We start from the raw sequence: 19,019 nt of genomic DNA, 5'->3' as shown, positions 1-19,019 counted from the left end.
GTTAATTTAAATGAAATTTGAATTTGAAGAATTCGAAACCATCGAAGATGTTTTGATTTATTTGGTTTCAGTGGCACCCTATATGAAACAGATCCTACCCATTAGTTCTTACAAAGGATATGTTTTTTCAATGGTCCCAATTACCCCGTTATCAGGGGAAACATTACTCATGATTTATACAAAGGGGAATCTTGAGCACGGAATGTACGAATTTGATATCTCAGCAAAAAAACACAAACTAGTCAGTGTCATGGAAAGAGCTGATAAGAATTATTTTATTGTCATTACACCTAAGAGGGACACCATTGCTGATGCAGCATTGAGCCAGATCAGCTCAACACACTAGATTTTTTACCTCTCCTCGGTCTAATTTTAGGAATAACTATTCCTATTTTTTCGTTCAAACCTAGAATATAAACCAGACATAAAATAGAGTTTTAAAATAAACTCTTTTTTATAATTTTGGAGGCATTGCTGCGGTCACAGAACGCGGTCGCACATACTTTGCAACAATATCTTCAGCAGGTTTACCTTCAAACAAGCCTTTGGACAGGCCACGCAAATATCTCATTATGGCCCAAGTTCCAAATTTTATTAACATTGCCATAAATACCTTCATCGCAGGGCCGTAAGATTTGTTACGAATAATTATAGGTATAATGTCACTTATTACCCTAAGATTATGTTGCCAACATGTCCAAAAGAGGGCAAATTGTGATTCATTCAAATTTCCAAAATGCATTGAATTTTTCTCAGAGAAATCCTGATACAATAATGGAGCGACTAATCCCCTCATATTCATTTGTCTGAAATCCTGGATCAAATCAATAGTATATTGGGTCTCATCAGGTGTTTCATCAGGCCATCCAATTATCAATGTTAATGCTGGAAACCAATGATTTTGATTTAGTATTTTGCATCCCTCTCTTACAACTGATCCCCATTCCTCTGGTTGGAAAGGCCTCGTTTTTACCCCAAGGTGTTTTTTTACCATCCGCGGGGCAACAGTTTCAACTCCTAAATTGGTCGCAAGCCAGCGACCATTGTTTTCCATATCATTTACCTGAGAAATATTTTTTATCAAATCAGGGGATGAAGCAACAGCTGACAAAGTCATGTGAGTAGTACCTATGAAGTTAGCTCCTACCGACTTTAGTCCCTTCCAAACGTCTAAAATTGCTTCCTGATTTGGTATAAAGTCTTTATTATCACAGCCATAAAGTAACATTTCATCTGATTGCAGCCAGATGGAATCAAAGCCATATTTTATATTTATTTTAGCTTCTTCCTGTAATCTATCTAATGGAATATCTTTCTTAGATCTCTTATTCACATCACAAAAATCACAACCCCGTCCGCAACCTCTCATGGCTTCAATTAATGAGTTGATTGTTGGACCACGTATAACAGGAATATTCTCTATATTGCGTACAAACGTATGAAGAAGTTCTGGTGCATCCCCAGCTTCTAGATCATGAAACAAATCCAATGCTAACTCATCTGCTTCACCTATCACCACTGTATCAATTCCGTGAATCTTCATCCTTTCAGGTTTGGCTAATTCCCAAGAGCCATTACCTCCAACCACGACTTTAAAATCATATTTCTTTTTTAATTGAATAATGGAAGCACACATTTTTTTAAATTTCATTGCCACATAAGATAATTTTTCAGGTGACATTGTGGTTGTTACCGGAGCCATTCCCAACGGATCCATGACATTTATTCCTACAACCTTGGTTTGTGGTCCAATACATTTTTCCAACATTTCTGGATGAGCTAGAAATACTTCACTTTTATCGTACTCTCGAATCAATGCACTTTCAATACGACGCAGACCACATTGGGCAACTTTTATTTCTCCAGTATTCTTATCAGTTTCAACACTTGGACAAAAAAGTTTATCAAATACAAATTCAGGAACAAGTTCATATGGGCCACATGCTATGAACCCATAAAGAAAATTACCTCTATAGTTGGTCATCAAACTACAATCGGCAGTTAGCACAATTCTTTTACCAGCAACCATTTTTTAATCTATATCCGCTTCTATTAATAAAACGTAGGTATAAAATTATTTTCATAGCATTTAGAGTATGCAGAGTAGGACAGTAACTTTTGAAATGTGTGTATTAATAAAGGCCTCTTCTTCTACCTTTTAGGATTATTGATTTCAGTTGACGGTGGTCGAGAAGCGAAAGCGCATCTTGATAAGTTGTCCATTTGAATCCTTCGTGCTCATTTGATATGGTGACTTCTCTAACTGGAGTAGTTGCAAAATAAAATTTCACTTCCTTCTCTGATCGAATTCCATCAGCTCTAAAGTATTTGTATTGAATCTTGCCTATGTATTGGTGTATATCTAGATCAACTATTCCAGTTTCTTCCTGCACTTCTCTCTGCAATGTCTGAATTTCATTTTCCCCTCTTTCTTTATGACCTTGGGGAAATCCCCAAAATCCCCGTTTATTTCTCAAAAGGAGAAATTCAGAATGATCTCTATTAAATTCAATAGATTGATATCTTATTATTGCACCCACTGATAGCTCTATCGTCACTCTTCTCTATCCTAATTACGTAGATTGTAAAGTAATAAATATAATACTGTTTCTATGAAATATTTCGTTTATATAATAATTGACTCGTCTTTTCAAAAGGAGGATAGACCTTGACGACAGATTTTGCTAGTATAACATTGTTAACATTCCCAATCAATATCTTTGGCCAATTATAAAAGTCACTCAGCGTATTCATTCTTCATTTCCTCCCTAAGATCCAGTCATACAAAGATAAAGTATGATGTCCCATTACAACGGAACTTGAACTATTTCCGATGTCCTCAATCGATAGTCTAATAGATCAACGTTAATTTTAGAATTTTTCCCTGTGTATTTCTTGATTCTACCTATCAATTTTTGATTCTGCAAAACAAAATAGAAAAGAACAGATAAAAAAATTCTGAGTCGAATAGCATCGTAGTCGCCCTATCACATGAAAATCTAAAAGAGTTTATCAGATATTATCCAAGATAATTTCGACTTGACTCAAAATGACAAAAATTGGAAATGACTGATAGAAATTGCTTGCTGATTAATATTAAAAAAAAGAAAAATTGATTTTTTGATTAACTTATTCTAATTAATCTTAGGTCGGGGGCAAATCTACTTGAACACAGAGTGGGTCACCCATCTGTAGTTGTCGAGGAGGATCTCCTGATGTTACTTCAGCACGCTGCTGACCATTGCCGTTACAGTTTGGATTGTCGTTAAACTGGTTTGGGTTTACGGTAGTGTTGAAACTATCTCCTCTTGGTGGATTTACTTCAGCGGGTTGGGTACCAGGTCGTGCAGGGTCTGTGGTGAAACATATTATAGTTCCCACTGGAACACCGTCGCCATTTTCTGGTTCAGCAGTTGTTGTTACGTCCCATACGTAATCAACTGAACATCTCTCATCTGGTGGATTCGGTGGATTCGGTTCTCCTCCGTTGTCATCATCACCATTTCTTTGCACCTGGAAACCAAGGTTGTTACACGAGAGAGCAGTGATATCTCCTGATACACATTGTGAATCTTGTTCGGATGCTTGTGATTGTGCAATCGTCTGTTCTGCTTCTGAATTTCCACTTTGACTCAAGGCGTTGTTCTGGGCATATATTGATCCCACGTTTGCGCCATAGAGGCTTACTGATGCCAAAAGGACGGCCATCATTATAGTAAACTTAATCATTAGAATTCTAATATCATTTTATATATAAAACGGGTTTTCAACTAGATATTAGTAGACTATTAAGCTAAACAATTATACAAAAGTTTTAAGGAAATTATATCTAACTCGCCAAACTTTTATGATTTAATAGACAATTACCGATTCTATGTAAATTTATGTATTTAAAAGGGTATTGTTTTTATAAATCTATTCCTATCTTCCTTTTTTATAACATAGAATCTCAAAGGTGGAGGCTAATTAATTAACTGGTTGAGATATCAGTATAAGATTACAAGGTAATATAGAAAGGTAATAGTTACGAACGATTCATGGAGAGTTAAAGATATAGAAGGAGATATTCTGGATATCTAGATGTTTATATACATCTTTTCCTTTTTATAATACTGTTTCTATGAAATATTCTCCAACCATATAATTAATTCCAGTTCTGATCGAGGCACATCGAAAGTATCAAGTATCAACAGATAGAAGTGGATTACTGTATCCTCAAGCCTGTTTCTTAAATTAAAGCATGACATTCATCATTTCTGTCTAGAGACATAGCTGATTGAAAGAAAGTAATGCAGTACCTAAAAGACAGAACCGAATGTTTTGATGACTCCTTTTTATGATAGTTACAGTGCAAAGTAGAACATGTTATGAACTGGTCAAGCCTGTTTGCAGATTATCGTTATATGTGGGATTATCGACCCTAAGCGAATAAGGCAATTCGCAATCATCTTTTATCTAAAAATACATACAGGCAAAAAGATTTAGTATATTTACGCTATCATGATGGCATATTTTTTAGTCCGGCAAGGACGATGAATCGCGAATATCAAGGACTATGGAATTAAAATAACTCAACCACACATTGGGCTGAACAGAATCTTGTTTATAAGTGGTTTATGATATATTTCAAGTATGGTGTTTACCATTAATTTTGTTCTAATGGTAAAAGCGACACCAAGAGACACCAGTACTGTCATAATTACCCAAAAGTATCTGTATAATAGACAAATCTGCTTATATAACATTAGTTCAACTATTCGTTCAATATATGAGATGAAACGGCGCAAATGAACATCAAACATGTCTAGTCTAACATTATTATACAAATAGTGTATATTTTCAAAAAGGATATATTTATTACTAGGGTTTACATTTTTTATCCCAATATTATTAAAAATCGTAAAAATGCTATATTAATGGTGTTTTTTAAGTACTATGAGATCCATTGTCTGACAAAATTCAGCCTAACAAACCACCCACAGATAGATATTCTGATGGATAGTCTATTTGTAATGTCATTTTAAAAAAAGTAGGTTCAGGCTCTATTGTTGAATTTGATTGTGAAACCCATATAGTGATACTGATCAACAAATAAATCATCATATGAAATAGCACTGTATTTAATAAAGCAAGGATGAATTATTGATCTTGTTTGGTATATGCTAGACGTCCATGATATAACTATGGAGCACAGTCACGTAGTACTTCGTCCGCCCATATCTGATGATTTGAATGGTTTGTGTAGCGCAGCTGCTGACGGTGAAATCTGGAAAAACCCATTCACATCATTCCCTAGCATTGAAGAAATGTCCATTTATTTGCAGAATATGATAAAACATGATAATACTAGCTTACCTTTCATTATAGTAGACAAGCAATTGAAAATCATAGTTGGGACGACTAGGTTTTTTAATATTGATCACCAAAATTATAGGCTAGAGATAGGCCACACTTGGATAGCAAAATCTTATCGTAGGTCTCCTGTAAATACTGAGGCCAAACTTTTGATGTTACAATACGCATTTGAAAAGCTAAACTGCATAGCAGTAGAGATTAGAACTGACGTCCTAAATCAAGTATCAAGAAAAGCAATTGAAAGAATAGGAGGAAAGCAGGATGGAATTTTGCGAAATCACAAAATAATGCGAAACGGGAGGATAAGAGACACTGCTTGCTATAGTATTATTAGAGAAGAATGGCCTACAGTTAAGAAGAATTTGTCAGACAAACTCAGAAGCTAAGATATAATCAACTATAGGATTCTAACAGTCATTATGACTCAGTTACCAATATAATTACCAATTACAGTAAATATTCTTATACACAGAAATAGATCCAGGAATTGGTGCCATTTATTATAGCAGTGTCCTTTAATATTTGATTACCATTTCTTAATAATTAGATACAAATAGTCAAAATTCGTCATTACCAGCTACGCGTAGTCCAGGAATTTATGAAATAAATTCAATTATTCCAAGACTAAAGTAAGATTCTCTAATTCACAGCCTATCCTAAACTAATTTGGAAAAATAAAAATAGGCAAAAACTGTAACTTTCTTGCCTACATTTAGAAGAAAAAAGAATAGATATTTATTTTTATAATAATCTAATTTTCTTTCTTTCTTTTATCAAATAACACCTTTGCAAAAGCGCCTATAAAAGCGCCGGCAAAAATCCCTATAAAGGACCCATAAGTTCCCCAAAATTCCTTAAATAGATCACTTGGGGTCATTGGCGCAATTACAGTAACGGTCAAGTTTATTGGTTTAGTCAAATAACCTTCAGTTGGATACTCCTTAGAGATTTCAAATTCTGGGTCCACTTTTCCCCCCACCGAATTCACATTTATTGGTTTTGTTATTACGGCTTCAGAAGGCTCTCTTATGGAAACAATCAAGGGAATTGAGTAAATACCCAAAGGAGTTTCTTTGGGAACGTCAATTTTAAATAATGGAGGTTGATTTCTTTCTACATTTACAATTAGTTCACTAGAGTTGAAACCAGAGGCTATGGCATACTCACTATTTTTATCTCCTGATAGTGTAATGTTAACTACATCGTTTGAAAATCCTGTGGTGGATTTTATTCTTGCTGGAACCATCAGACTTTCGCCCTGTCTTATTGAGATATCCTCTGGAGATGTTGTTACCTGTAATGTAGGTGGCGGAATGCTAACCCAAGATGTAAATTGCCTCACTTCGTTAGACCCGAATGACTCTGCAGAATAGAATAATAGATTGTATTGGTCTGGATTATTTATTGAATCCAAATTTAGATCAAAGTCCACAGATCCCAGGAATGCACCAGAGTCATCATAAGATTCCGTGAAGTTTGTGTTTGAACCTATCAACTTGTAGCCTCCTGTTGATGAAAGTTGATATAGATAGGCACTTAGATTGCCACCCCTTAATTCATAATATAAATCATAATCTGCTCCTCTATATCCTGTTTCGGAATTAGAATCAGCATCTATAAGCATTCCATAATTTATTTTGTTTAAGGGCTTTTTGTAACTAAAGTCCGTATAATTACTAATGCCAGCGTTCAACCAAAGTGTGGCATTTAGGTTTTCACCATCGCTAAGATAATTTACAGCTAGTATGTCAGTATAGTTGTTTTTTAAATTAAGGTCGCTATTACCATAAGTTTGAAACCAATCACGATTTTCGTTGATCATTTCCTGTAATTTAAATGAAGGTGAAGATACGGCATTAGCAGTTTGGTAAATAAAGGTTGTTGGGCACGCAAATGCAAGGAAGATTAAAAATAAAAAAAATACGATTATAGAAAAATTGAAACTGATAATTTTCTTTGATAAGTGCGTAAAGAAGGTATGGAATTGTATAATAAAATAACCTTATTTTAAGTAGATAAAAACTTTTGCAGAATACTTCCTAAATTCCATGTGCAATTGGACATGCTTGCTATCTATATCAGGTAGTATTTGTATTGCAACTTTAGTCGAATCTTAGAAGGAAGGGACAGGAACACTTTCACCATTCTCGTTAATCTGTTTAGGATTAATACCACGATAAAATTCTATTAATATATATCAATCAAGTGAAGCCATATCGCTTGAAAAATTCGGTAAAGATTCATAGGTTACAAAGTGGTTCTGCTGCATCCACAAGGGTAGGTGAATATAGATGATATTGATTTAAATTGGTTATATAAGGGGTAACATCGGTCAAAACTCAAAACTTTAAAGGAGTCTGCTTTTTTTGATTAATTTAGGATTGAGTACTAGTTGGACAATGAAAGCGTATATGATTTAATTGTAATAGGTACAGGAACGGCAGGCACTACCGTTGCATCAACTTGCCGCTCTAAGGGACTAAGAGTTGCCATTATAGATTCACTACCTTTTGGGGGTACTTGTGCTTTACGCGGCTGCGAACCAAAAAAAATTCTTGTTGAAACAGCAAAAGCAATTGATGCAAACCATAGACTTGAAAATAAGAGCATAAGCGAAGTTGACAAAGTCCATCTAAATTGGCATGACTTGATAAACTTTAAGAAAACCTTTACAGAGCCTTTTCCAAAACAAAGAGAAGACAGTTATATCAAGGCTGGAATTATTCCCATTCATGGAAAAGCCAAATTTATTGGTAATGACACAATTAAAGTGAAATTCAACAATACGAATGAAGACACACATAATGATATTATAAAGGGAAAATACATCTTTTTAGCAACTGGAGCAAGACCTGTAAATTTAGGTATTCCAGGTTTAGAGAATGTAATCACAAGTGATCAGTTTTTGAATATTGAAAGTTATCAACTACCTGACAATATCGCATTCATTGGTGGCGGATACATATCATTTGAATTTGCGCATATTGCTGCCCGCTCTGGGGTCAAAGAGATCACAATTTTTCATCGTGGGAAACAAGCCTTAGAACATTTTGACTCAGACCTCGTTAATCAACTAGTGCAGAAGAGTAAAAATATTGGAATAGATGTACGATTAGAGACAAAGGTCGAGAAAATAGATAAAATTTCTTCATCATCATCATTAGAAAGTGATGGCAAATTAGTCGTACATTATTCTTCTATAGTAGATTCCCCAAGAGAGCACAAATTGACAAGAACCCTAGAATCTGATATGGTAGTACATGGCGCAGGCAGAGTGCCAAATATTGAAGAACTCGATCTAATGGTTGGTGGTATTGAATATACCCCCAGAGGGATAAAAGTGAATGAATATCTTCAGAGTATTTCAAACCCTATTGTATATGCAGCAGGCGATGTTGCCTCAAGTGGAGGTGCGCCCTTAACTCCTGTAGCAAGCTATGAAGGGAATATTGTATCAACTAATATATTAAATGGAAATATCAGTAAGATAAATTATGCTGGTCTGCCAAGTGTAGTCTTTACCATTCCTCCTCTTGCGTCGGTAGGATTAATGGAAAAAGATGCAGTAGAACAAGGATTTCAATTTAGAATTAATCATATGAATACCTCTGAATGGAATTCTTCTAGACGTGAAGGTGAAACTCATTCTGGATTTAAGATATTAATTGAGCAAGGCAGTGACAGAATTTTAGGCGCTCATCTGCTGGGATCTCATGCGGAGGAAGTCATAAACATATTTTCGATGGCTATAAGATTAGGACTTACTGCCAAAGATCTCAATAATCCCATCCTGTATGCATATCCGACCCATTCTTCAGACATACTCTATATGCTATAGATTTTATCCCAATCTAGCATATTTGAAATTCTAACAAAAATAATGAACATGAGCAACAAGTAAGTCGGAAGTAATAAATAATAAAATATTTAGCAATTATGACTTACAAAGTGATATTAAATATTGACAGAAGGTGAGATACTTCCTAAAATACCTTTGTTTATTCAGACGGGTTGGGTGTCATGGCACTCACTGCCAGCATTTCTAAACCCTTGGTATATACTATAAATGCTATTGATTTGTGTGTCTAATACTTTTTTTAAGATTTGAATTTGGTATAATAAAATTCAAACTCAACTGTTCCTCCCTTGTTCGGAGATATTACATTCTATTCATAGTTGAGCAGATATTCAATGGATTTTATGTGTATGCCACTCGTGTAGGTTTTACCTTTAATATTACTCTTTTTTCACCTGGAGCTCTGAAAGGATATTTATCTTTATTTAGATACTTTTTTGCTAATTTATCTATGTGACTGTCAGCCAGTTCGCCTGTAATCTGGTCAATCACTTCGCCTCTCAAGGTTACCATATGGTAAGGATTATTACGATCTGCAATAGATACCGCTATCCTTGGATCTCTCGTTACATTCTTCTGTTTTACCCTACCTAGCGCTGTATTGATAAAAATCTCATTACCTTGTATATCGATCCATGTAGGAGTTATCTGAGGAGATCCGTCTTTCATTAGGGTAGCAACAAATGCCAAGTTCTTGTCTTCTAAAAGATTTTTGATAAGAGGTTCGGTAATGTCGGTATGGTGTTGATTCATTGTTAATACATGGATTATTTTTCACCATGGTTTTTAAACCCAACGCTTTAGGATCGTACTTAGAATAAAGCCTAAACCAAGACAACCCAAAATGATTCAGGGATAAAATGTATTAAACCCGAGGGCATTGTAACTATTCATTTTCAAATGCAATTGACATTAGTTTAGGATCCTCTAGAAGATAGCCTATAATTTTGTAAAATAAGGCTCATTTGGAAAGCAGTATATCTTTAGATAGTCATTCAAGTTCACGAATCTAGCTTTGAAACTGAACACCGGGTAGGTAAACAGCTTATGACTGGACATTTGACTACTATATTAACATGCAGGTATAACAAGCATGATCGTTTTACAAACAGAAATATTCAACGTGTTTACATGATCCTTAGCTATGGTAATATCACTAGAAACAATAGATAGTATATTTGATTGTTCAAATGGTTGAGTCCATTATGGGTTAGGTATCCATCGGATGGATCACACCTTTGTATCTATCAAAATTGACCGGGTCTTAAGCTTTTACTCTTAATTCGAATGCAGTAGCTGAAATGATAAAAATAAAAAGATTAGATTTTTTTAACGATATTTTAATAGTGCTCTTTCGATATATAATCATGTCAAAATTGTTTACTCTATATTCTGATATTTTCCTGGAAGATGATGAATATCACCAAATTTCTGAATATTTAAATGGTAAGAATAATCCCATAGAACAAGAATTCTTAACTGAAGCTATTGCCTTTTATGAAAAACATAGACATGACTCAGACGACTCAATTTGATCCAAACGGATTAAAATTTAAGATTTTTAATCCAAAAAAACATCAACTACCAAAGATAGATTTCAGGCAAACAAACGGTGAGGACCCGTTATCAGTTCAAGAGTATTATGAGAATTACATCCTTAACGGTAAATCTAATACTAATGAAGTAAAATATGTGATAAAGTACTTTGATGATTGGATTGGTTTTTTTTCTATTGATCTGACAAGATTGCATACGAAACAATCTGATTTACTTCCTCAGTACGAAGAAAATGGTAAGGGAGAGAAATTTTACCAAGTACCAACCTGCGCACTTTTAATAAAGAAAATAGGTATTGATCAACGATACAGGTGTTATGGGATTGGAAAATACATAATGTTATTTTGTAGTGGCCTGGTCCAAGCAATAAACAAGGATATGCAAATCAAGCTAGTCATATTTAAAACAACGAGATCGCTGGCCGAGAAAATTTATTTCCCAAAATATCAATTTAACTTTACAGGTCCAAGCGGGAAATTGGTATGGGCATTTAAGAGGATGTGTTAGATTTGAATTGGAGGTATGTTAGTTGCCAAAGCAAATTAATTTAATTTAGTAAATATTAAAATCGGCAAGTCTCTGAATTTTTGAGCGCTAATGACATTCCATATTCGCAAACTGCTTAGTGCACTTGAACTGACGGACAAGTAAATTGTTGACGGATATTACTCTTTAATTTTGACTAAACTAATTGGATTCTATTGTTACTATTAATCCCTTTTCATCTAAAATATCTATTTCAGAGTCCTGCTTGATTACACTAGCGGGATTACAAGTCTGCTTAAATGGACATTTTATACATTTCCATTCTTCAGCCACCTTGGGCAATTGAGCATCGGCATTATTATCAAGCGCTGATTTTAGTAAAGAAACCCTCGTTCGAATTTCTTCTTTCAAAACATCCCGGATAGGAGATCCTTTTTCTAGTATTACCGTCCACGATTCGATCTCAGCCAAATTTCCGTCATCATTTTGATTTTTTGTTTTGGGAGAAAAATAATAATCTCCTTGATTGTCTCGCTTTATCCAAACCATTTTTCGATTATTTGCGTAACGAATACAGAGTATCCCTGTATCATATCCAGAAATGACCAAATAATATAACAATTGACGAAGATAGGATTTGAACCGCTTATTATCTGGTTTTAACCTCTCAAAGCTCTTTGTATCTTTAAATTCAACGATGATTTCAGCCTCTTTATCCTTTTTAGTGGAAATCATGTCTTTAGATTCTGTCTTGTGAGATTGGCTTCCTGTCATCAGATCAGGCCTTGCTATCAGATTATCTTCAAAAAACAATTCCATTTGACTTACACCGATGTCTGCAAGCCCTACAAGAATATATTCAGAGGACTCGCCTCTCACAAAATTGTCAATATCTTCTACAGTTAGTTCATAGTCTTTAACGGTGCGAGCATAAAATGCCTTACGTAGGCAGGAACCAGAGATTATATCAGAAACATGAATCTTGTCTTGGGGCTTTCTTTTTCTAGAGCTATACAAAACCTTAAGATTAGTACGTAAAAGTTGTAAAAATCGATAATCCTTTGATATTATGATTGGCATTTCTTTTGCTAATGTTAATATTGTTAAGATATGCCCATATTAAAGCGATCTTTTTTGTAATTTAATCATCACTATTATGACAAAGATTGCTGATAGTTATTAACCAATATTTCAGTTTATATTACCTGAGGTGCTATAAACCGTGTTTGCATTATGATCCCTGCTAGATAGCAAGTGTACTCGTGTTCCCGTGTAAAACTGCTATCAAAGTGGGACTGCTGTCATAATGCAAATAATACCTTTATAATAAAAATTGAAATTACAACATGTGCATATACTTGCTAACATAGGGTGGAAATCAAAGTATTAACTTATTTTGCATGGTAACAACCGTATCTCTAAACCAAATCAAAATTCAATTAATTCTGGCTGGGTAAAGCAGAATTACTAGGTGTGGTCAACTCTCTTTTTAGCATTAGACGCTACTCAAGGACCAATTTATTTTAAAAATATCCTTTCTACATCCCAAATCATATTATCCGAACACACCGATGTTTCTATGTATAATATACCAAATTTTTGTTGGTTTTTTTCATTTTCTATAATTTGAAATTAAAGCCTTGGTCTAGTCATAAGGTTCATGTTTGAATTGTATAACAAGAAAATGCACAGTACCCGAGGTTAAAATCCAATATATAATTAAACCCTATGATAAACCCCTTTAAATCATTTAGGATCCAACAATCAATGAGATAAAAGAAAACCTTGTAACAATTTTTTTGCCTTTGAAGAAAAGTGATCTAAAAAAAGAAATTAAATTGGCAAACCATGCTTGATAGTTAGTCAATTTCACTTGCATTCCGGAAAACATTATCATTTGATTAGATATTTATGATTTCAAAGACTCATTAATTAGTTCAAAATTATTTAATTCTTATCCATCTGGATATAAATCATAAAGTTTTTTTTACCATTATCCAGACCGTCTTATTATATGATATCCAAATTCTGTTTTTATAGGCTCAGCTGTAATCTCTCCTTTTTTTAACTTGAATGCTGCTTCTTCAAATGGTTTGACCATCATCCCTTTCCCAAAGAAACCCAAGTCTCCTCCTTTTTTGCCACTCCCTTTGTCAATAGAAAACTCCTTAGCCAGATTTGAAAAGCCTTCCCCTTTTTTCAATTTTTCTAATATCAATAATGCTTCACTTTGTTTCTTTACTAAAATATGATAACATTTAATTTTATCAGCCATCTTATCTCATTCACCATCTAGTTTGAAATTCTCGCAATAAATAAACATTATGAAACAGCAGGAAATTAATAATCGATTTCAAGTTTAACTTTTCTGGTACAAATAATAATTAGAATATAAATGGATTTTCTACCATAAAATTAAATCAAACATGATCTTTATTCTGGAATATCCAAAATGGTAGTGTAGATCGATTTAAAGGCTTTCAATGAAGATCTGGTAATATGATACGGTAAATATTGCAATGTGGATGATTTCGTTCATTACCAGCATTGTTCCTTTAAGGCCATTTTCTGCAAAAAATCCTTCACTAAGAGCTAACCTACTAAAAGTATACAAAGGAATTTAGGCCTGAGGTTTCTGGATAATATGGACTAGAGCGTAAAATATAAAACCTAGGGACAGCGGACCAGACAATGTTGAGTCCATAAATATAACTAGTACTACACATAGTATTATTTCATGAGCGATTTCGCTTTTTTCAGATTTGCAAGTTTGAACATGTTAACAGAGCAGGAAATAACCCATAAGAACGAAATTGTTGAAATTACTGAACAGGTTTTGGACGCAGAAGGTATCGAATGTGATTCAAGGATTTCAAAAATTTCTGAAGATCAGTTAGCTCAGATCCTTGAAAAAGTTAGGAAAATTAGGAAAAAGAAAATGAATCCAGAGAATGAGATTACCAATTAGGAATAACTTTACGATAGAATAGATGGGAGCCTGAGAAATTCATGAACATTTTGATGATTGGAAGTATAATCATGATGGCGTTAGGGATTTTTCTTATGATAGGTAGAACCTTTCTCCCGGGCACAGTCATTATTATATTAGGAATCATAATCTCGCTGTATAGTCAGTACCACCCTTTAATCAATAAAATGAGAACAAATACAGATCTGTCTAAGGTAAGAACAAATACAGATCTGTCTAAGGTAAGAACAAATACAGATCTGTCTAAGGTATGTATGTGTTCTATCTGTAATCATAAGAAATCAAAGATTTGTATAGATTCTCGTTGTCATTGTTGTATCATTATCAAAGAAGACATTGTTGTCGGTCATCACAATAGTCCGTTACAATAGTTACAAAATTGATCAATTTTTAATTTAATAGATTCTGCAATTGATGGATCAATAAAGTACGATTCAGATAATATTTTTTAATCATCATCTTTAATTGGATTTGTTCGAAAGGATCCATCTCCTTTGGATAATTTAAAACCTTTTTTTGATCAATTGATACCAAGATTAGAGCCAAATGAGTTTTGAAAACACATATCTGTTTAGTAAATTTTAGTACAAAACCTTTGAACTAATTAGCTCAGGTTTCAAAGAGATTTGCCGCTAATCATTCATGCACACAAGCTACCTACGTGGAATATTGAAAAAAACTTGTTCTTGCCGCTAGATATTTACATCAACATGAGAAATAGAACACTTGACGGGAGTTGAGGAAGATATTAAATACGTTGTCAAGTCAACCTGTTTGCTTTTGAATAACTTATTAATTTGAAATTTTTACATACATTTATGAGTGAAAGTAGAGTTGCGGTTGTGACTGGAAGTTCAAGCGGAATAGGTTTTGAAATATCTTTAATCCTTGCAAGACACGGATTCAAAACATACGCAACGATGAGAGATTTACAGAAAAGTTCAACTCTGAGATCTATTGTAGATAAAGAAAAAATTCCCTTAAGATGTGTTCAGCTTGACGTTACAAACGATATGTCAGTTAAACAAGCCATTGAAACTATAGTAAATGAGGCTAATAAAATAGACATTCTTGTCAATAATGCAGGATATGGTTTGAGCGGAGCTTTCGAAGATCTTTTAATAAATGAAATAAAGGTACAGTTTGACACAAATTACTTTGGATTGATACGGGCTACACAGGCAGTGTTGCCCATAATGAGAGATCAGAGCGCTGGAATAATTGTCAATATAAGTTCAGGACTAGGCCGTTTTGGCATAGCAACAAGCTCAGCCTATGCAAGTTCAAAATTCGCTATAGAAGGATTAACCGAATCCATATCTTATGAACTTGAACCATTTGGGATTAGAACTATACTTATAGAGCCGGGGATAATCAAAACTAATTTCATTAAAGCTGCAGTATTAGCAGAAAAATCTAAAGACCCTAATTCGCCTTACTTTCAATTTATGAATAATATGGAAAATGGGATGAAAAAATTAATTGAGAGTGGCGAACCCCCTGAATATGTTGCTAAGGTTGTCCTGGATGCCATAAACGACAGTAATCCAAAGTTGAGATATCTTGCAGGCAAAGATGTAGAACATATAATGGAAATAAAAAACAAAGTATCAGATGAAGATTTTCATAATATGATAAAAAATATGAGTAGCTAATTAAGGTGGTCTTAGCGGACTCATAGATAGAATCCTATGGTAAGAATCTAAATGAATCTTTAATTTGTTGAAACTCCTTATACATTTCGGACACTTTTGACTGTGGACCCATGAAATTGACATGATACAATTGGTCATTATAGATAGCATATGTATCGACTTCGAAGGTTCCGAGATTTTGGGTAAGGAAGGTCAATTCTTTGGCAGGCTGATCACCAAGTCTGGTGTAGTTATTTCCAAGCAGTTTTACATTCAAGTTTCCATATATTGAAGATGGATCTTCAAAAGAATTTATCTTATCAGCGACTAATTTGTCTAGGAACTCTGCTGGTAATGACTTATTATCTTCTAGCAACCTCTTTACATCGCTAACAGAAATACTAAAAAAAGTTTCATTTAATGGAGTGACAGGCTCGTCCATTATTGGTCGAAGGACTAATGCTGTAGTTTCTCCATAATATGGGAAACTAGAATTTCTTGGAGCTATTTCCCAGTCTAAAGGATAATTGAGATTAAATGTATTGTTGGTGGAAGTGAATGTTTGGGTCGAATTTGATTGTGCTTCGACATATGCTTGTTGAAAGTTCATTGATCCCATCAATAATAGTAATAAGGATAAAGGAAGGATACCAAAAAAAACAAGCTTAGTATGCATTATTAACAAAGAAATCTTTAGGTATTTAATTTCATCTGTTTAGACACCAAGATATAAAGAAAAAGGTATGGAATCTAACTTATCTACACTGCATAATATGCTGTATTTACTGTACTCCATTGATTATTAAAGTTATATATTGCTTGCGTGTATCATGATTAGAAAGATGCCTAGATCAAATTCTGCTGAATTGATTACTTTAAGAGTTAACATTGTAAAGGAGTTAAGAAGTAAATGGAAGAGGGAAAGAGAAAGAAATCCCTATATTAATGAACACTTTGGGGGATTTGTAAACGAGTTACTACATGAGATACTAGAAAAGGATGAATTTTTGAGACACTATGCCCCTTTCTTGTCAGAGGAGGGGTGCACTAGGGACACTCTTTACATTAAAGACTCTAAAGAAAATAAAGTTACGGAAATCCATTTTAATGAGGAAAAATTACGTTGTTCGCTATGTCAGTCATCTACTTGTTTTCATGTACAATTTGCCATGGCCACCCCCCGGGTTGCAAAATTGAACATAAGAAACCAGCAAGCTGATCAAGAAATTGAAGAAGATGGAGTACAAGTAAGAAAATTAACAAATAATAAAAGAAGGAAAACCACAATTTCAAGAAAGTAATAATGAAAAATTAGGTCATGAGATTTAACATGGTCTATTCATAGTACCCTTCAAACAGTAGGCAGTTAAGAACTTTAATTAGTGAATTATGGATTATTTATTGATCGAATTTGAAAAAGGGCATTATAGATAATCATGCGATAACTGATTATCCTATTCATGATCTATTAAGAAAAAGATGGAGTGCTCGTGCATTTTCGACAAGAAAGGTGGAGAAAACAAAACTTTTTTCGATCCTAGAGGCAGCAAGGTGGACACCATCTTCTAGAAACGAACAACCCTGGCGTTACATTGTTTTTACTAGTGACAATCCCAGTAAATTATTTGAGGCTCAATCTGTGCTACTTGAATCAAATTCATTTGCAAAACAAGCACCTATATTGATTTGCGCCATCACAAAAAAAACCTATACAGAAAGTCAAGATCCAAATAGACTTTATTTTCATGACCTAGGAGCTGCAAATGAGAATATGTTCTTGGAAAGTTTTAATCAAGGTTTGATTATGCATGAGATGGGCGGATTTAACATAACGTTAGCAAAAGAGGTATTCAAGATACCTGACGATTATGAAGTGGGAATTATGATAGCCATAGGATATCAAGGTACAAATGATAGCTTACCAGAAAAATTCAAAGTCAAAAATACAAAACCCAGGGAGAGAAAACCACTATCTAAAATAGCATTCTTAGAAGACTTGGAGCACGGTTTATGTTAGATGATAAATGAGCAATAGATAAGACAAACTTTTGTGTTTTATTTTGAAGTATGTTTAGTATCGGTCAATAGCAATCTAGTAACTCTCTATGAATAAGAACCTCCTACTAGTATCGAACAAATTCATCTGAAGAATATGTCAAAAATATGGTTATGGGCATATGTGTATCTAAAATAGAAATGGTCTAGTCTGGTCTTGCTACAGCCAAGCCAGAAAACGTCACTCTAGGAACTATTTAATTAAGATTTGTGGGATGAGGCATTAATTGGATTTCTTTATCCATTTTTTTTCCATATCTATTGATTTGAATAATTATTAGGTCTTTAATGTTCCTTTTTCGGATATGGTTAGAAATCTGATATGGATCAATTATTTTTACCCCATCTACTGATTCAATAATATCTCCCTTACGCAAATCGGCAATGTAAGCGGGACCATCTCTTTGTACCTCTGCGATTAAAGATCCCTGGTTGGTTGGTAGTCTATAAGTATTTGCCAATTCAGTTGTAATCTTTATTGTGGAAATACCTATCCATGGCCTATTGGTAACGCGTCCATTCATTATTAAATCATTTATTATCAACTTTGCAACATTTATCGGTACTGCAAATCCTATACCTTGTGCATATGGCATTTTCGCAGTATTTATTCCAATCACTTGCCCTTTGGTATTTATGAGCGGACCCCCTGAATTACCGGGATTGATCGATGCATCAGTTTGAACAAGCTCCATAATACCTCGCTCAAACTGCAATTTTCTGCTTAAAGAGCTAATAATTCCTGCGGTAACGGATGGACCCCCGTCCAAACCAAAAGGATTCCCGATCGCAATTACTATTTGTCCTATTTTCAATTCATCTGAATTGCCTAATTCCGCGTAAGATAACGCATCTTTTGATTCGATCTTGATTATAGCTAAATCAGTAATTGGGTCTGTTCCAACTACCATTCCGTCATAAATGTTTCCATCGGTGGTTGTAACTTTTAACTTATTTGCCTTCTCAATGACATGATTATTTGTCAATATGTAACCTTTCTTATCTATTATTACTCCCGAACCGACCCCTTCTACAGGAAATATTCGTAATAATTGATCTTTGACCATTCTTACGCTGGCTATATTTA

Annotated in this window: 18 protein-coding genes; 9 read left to right on the top strand and 9 right to left on the bottom strand. The window is 34.1% G+C overall.

Annotated features, from left to right (window positions below):
- Nucleotides 1-10: 10 nt before the first annotated feature.
- Complete coding sequence (locus AAGU22_RS04950) at nt 11-346, top strand: hypothetical protein (protein WP_458721120.1); 336 nt, start codon at nt 11-13, stop codon at nt 344-346.
- 108 nt (nt 347-454) lie between these two features.
- Here the strand turns inward: AAGU22_RS04950 and AAGU22_RS04945 are convergent, their stop codons facing one another.
- From AAGU22_RS04945 to AAGU22_RS04935, 3 genes are all read right to left on the bottom strand, one after another.
- Entirely contained in the window at nt 455-1,984 is a 1,530-nt protein-coding gene (locus tag AAGU22_RS04945) for a B12-binding domain-containing radical SAM protein (RefSeq protein ID WP_458721742.1), read from the bottom strand.
- 148 nt (nt 1,985-2,132) lie between these two features.
- Nucleotides 2,133-2,558, bottom strand: coding sequence for an NUDIX domain-containing protein (locus AAGU22_RS04940; protein WP_458721119.1), 426 nt, complete (start codon nt 2,556-2,558; stop codon nt 2,133-2,135).
- 586 nt (nt 2,559-3,144) lie between these two features.
- Nucleotides 3,145-3,729 carry a hypothetical protein gene (locus AAGU22_RS04935; protein WP_458721118.1) on the bottom strand — a complete coding sequence of 195 codons (585 nt, stop codon included), beginning with the start codon at nt 3,727-3,729 and terminating at the stop codon, nt 3,145-3,147.
- 1,430 nt (nt 3,730-5,159) lie between these two features.
- Here AAGU22_RS04935 and AAGU22_RS04930 point away from each other — a divergent pair.
- Complete coding sequence (locus tag AAGU22_RS04930) at nt 5,160-5,741, top strand: GNAT family N-acetyltransferase (protein WP_458721117.1); 582 nt, start codon at nt 5,160-5,162, stop codon at nt 5,739-5,741.
- A gap of 365 nt (nt 5,742-6,106) precedes the next feature.
- On the opposite strand, the gene AAGU22_RS04925 is transcribed toward AAGU22_RS04930, so the two are convergent.
- The gene (locus AAGU22_RS04925) at nt 6,107-7,177 is read right to left on the bottom strand and encodes a COG1361 family protein (RefSeq protein WP_458721116.1); all 1,071 of its coding nucleotides are present in this window, start codon (nt 7,175-7,177) and stop codon (nt 6,107-6,109) included.
- A gap of 570 nt (nt 7,178-7,747) precedes the next feature.
- Between AAGU22_RS04925 and AAGU22_RS04920 the strand changes: the two genes are divergently transcribed.
- Entirely contained in the window at nt 7,748-9,193 is a 1,446-nt protein-coding gene (locus AAGU22_RS04920; protein ID WP_458721115.1) for a dihydrolipoyl dehydrogenase family protein, read from the top strand.
- 360 nt (nt 9,194-9,553) lie between these two features.
- Here the strand turns inward: AAGU22_RS04920 and AAGU22_RS04915 are convergent, their stop codons facing one another.
- Nucleotides 9,554-9,964 (bottom strand): PPOX class F420-dependent oxidoreductase, encoded by a 411-nt coding sequence (locus AAGU22_RS04915; protein ID WP_458721114.1) that lies wholly within the window; start codon nt 9,962-9,964, stop codon nt 9,554-9,556.
- Nucleotides 9,965-10,578: 614 nt separating this feature from the next.
- Between AAGU22_RS04915 and AAGU22_RS04910 the strand changes: the two genes are divergently transcribed.
- Together AAGU22_RS04910 and AAGU22_RS04905 are read left to right on the top strand one after the other, a co-directional pair.
- Nucleotides 10,579-10,746 (top strand): hypothetical protein, encoded by a 168-nt coding sequence (locus tag AAGU22_RS04910; protein ID WP_458721113.1) that lies wholly within the window; start codon nt 10,579-10,581, stop codon nt 10,744-10,746.
- Entirely contained in the window at nt 10,709-11,275 is a 567-nt protein-coding gene (locus tag AAGU22_RS04905; RefSeq protein ID WP_458721112.1) for a hypothetical protein, read from the top strand. The genes AAGU22_RS04910 and AAGU22_RS04905 overlap by 38 nt, the downstream gene beginning before the upstream one ends.
- A 180-nt stretch (nt 11,276-11,455) precedes the next feature.
- On the opposite strand, the gene AAGU22_RS04900 is transcribed toward AAGU22_RS04905, so the two are convergent.
- Both AAGU22_RS04900 and AAGU22_RS04895 read right to left on the bottom strand, forming a co-directional pair.
- The gene (locus tag AAGU22_RS04900) at nt 11,456-12,334 is read right to left on the bottom strand and encodes a hypothetical protein (protein ID WP_458721111.1); all 879 of its coding nucleotides are present in this window, start codon (nt 12,332-12,334) and stop codon (nt 11,456-11,458) included.
- A 913-nt stretch (nt 12,335-13,247) separates the two neighbouring features.
- Nucleotides 13,248-13,529 carry a peptidylprolyl isomerase gene (locus AAGU22_RS04895; protein ID WP_458721110.1) on the bottom strand — a complete coding sequence of 94 codons (282 nt, stop codon included), beginning with the start codon at nt 13,527-13,529 and terminating at the stop codon, nt 13,248-13,250.
- A 462-nt stretch (nt 13,530-13,991) separates the two neighbouring features.
- Here AAGU22_RS04895 and AAGU22_RS04890 point away from each other — a divergent pair, with 462 nt between their 5' ends.
- Complete coding sequence (locus tag AAGU22_RS04890; RefSeq protein WP_458721109.1) at nt 13,992-14,222, top strand: hypothetical protein; 231 nt, start codon at nt 13,992-13,994, stop codon at nt 14,220-14,222.
- 839 nt (nt 14,223-15,061) lie between these two features.
- A complete protein-coding gene (locus tag AAGU22_RS04885) occupies nt 15,062-15,898 on the top strand; it encodes an SDR family oxidoreductase (RefSeq protein WP_458721108.1) in 837 nt (278 codons plus the stop codon).
- A 34-nt stretch (nt 15,899-15,932) separates the two neighbouring features.
- Here AAGU22_RS04885 and AAGU22_RS04880 read toward each other — a convergent pair whose 3' ends face one another.
- A complete protein-coding gene (locus AAGU22_RS04880; protein ID WP_458721107.1) occupies nt 15,933-16,553 on the bottom strand; it encodes a PsbP-related protein in 621 nt (206 codons plus the stop codon).
- 166 nt (nt 16,554-16,719) lie between these two features.
- On the opposite strand from AAGU22_RS04880, the gene AAGU22_RS04875 reads away from it, so the two are divergent.
- Both AAGU22_RS04875 and AAGU22_RS04870 read left to right on the top strand, forming a co-directional pair.
- Nucleotides 16,720-17,178 carry a hypothetical protein gene (locus AAGU22_RS04875; RefSeq protein ID WP_458721106.1) on the top strand — a complete coding sequence of 153 codons (459 nt, stop codon included), beginning with the start codon at nt 16,720-16,722 and terminating at the stop codon, nt 17,176-17,178.
- Between the two features lie 110 nt (nt 17,179-17,288).
- Nucleotides 17,289-17,894, top strand: coding sequence for a nitroreductase family protein (locus AAGU22_RS04870; protein WP_458721105.1), 606 nt, complete (start codon nt 17,289-17,291; stop codon nt 17,892-17,894).
- Nucleotides 17,895-18,129: 235 nt separating this feature from the next.
- Here AAGU22_RS04870 and AAGU22_RS04865 read toward each other — a convergent pair whose 3' ends face one another.
- On the bottom strand, nt 18,130-18,999 hold the full coding sequence (locus tag AAGU22_RS04865) for a S1C family serine protease (protein WP_458721104.1): 870 nt from the start codon (nt 18,997-18,999) through the stop codon (nt 18,130-18,132).
- Between the last annotated feature and the right edge of the window lie 20 nt (nt 19,000-19,019).

Source organism: Candidatus Nitrosocosmicus sp. R (assembly GCF_054408505.1).
The sequence above is the reverse complement of the archived record's forward strand: the minus strand, read 5'-3'. Positions and strand labels throughout refer to the sequence as shown.